The 658-nt window shown below is 72.2% G+C and carries 1 protein-coding gene; it reads left to right on the forward strand.

The window, feature by feature from the left end:
* Nucleotides 1-59: 59 nt before the first annotated feature.
* On the forward strand, nucleotides 60-658 hold a 599-nt coding region (locus tag FVW27_RS18445), incomplete at its 3' end, for an Ldh family oxidoreductase (protein ID WP_341806177.1).

Raw genomic sequence — 658 nt, forward strand, 5'->3', positions numbered from 1 at the left:
GGGCATCCTGGCCGCCGGGTGCATCATCACCGGAGTGTCGGGCCGCCCGGCAGGGGCTGGTGGCGCTGCTGTTCGCCAACACCCCGGCGGCCATGGCACCGTGGGGTGGCAACCGCGCGTCGCTGGGCACCAATCCCCTGGCCTTTGCCTGCCCGACACCGGTCGATGCTCCCGCCGGTTTCGCGGGTGTCGCCGGGTCCGAAGCGCATGCCGGGCCAGATGCGGGACCGAGCGCAAGGCCAGACGGCACGCCGGGTGCCGGACCGGAACATGACCCGTTGGTTATGGACCTTTCGCTGAGCACCGTGGCGCGCGGCAAGATCGTTGCCGCAGCGCGCGAGGGCACATCCATTCCCGAAGGCTGGGCCGTGGATGCGGAAGGCAACCCCACCACCGATGCGCGGGCCGCCCTTGGCGGCATGCTGCTGCCCTTTGGCGGGGCCAAGGGTGCGGCGCTGGCGCTGATGGTGGAACTGCTGGCGGCGTCGCTGACCGGCAGCAACCATGCGTACGAGGCCTCGTCGTTTCTGGATGCGGAAGGCGGACCGCCCCGCACGGGGCAGTGCATGCTGCTCATTGCGCCGCAGGCCTTCGGCGCCGATTTCCCCGGGCGCGCCGCCGCGCTGCTGGGCCACGTGCTGGACCAGCCCGCCACCCG

This window comes from Nitratidesulfovibrio liaohensis, assembly GCF_011682075.1.
Classification (GTDB): Bacteria; Desulfobacterota; Desulfovibrionia; order Desulfovibrionales; family Desulfovibrionaceae; genus Cupidesulfovibrio; species Cupidesulfovibrio liaohensis.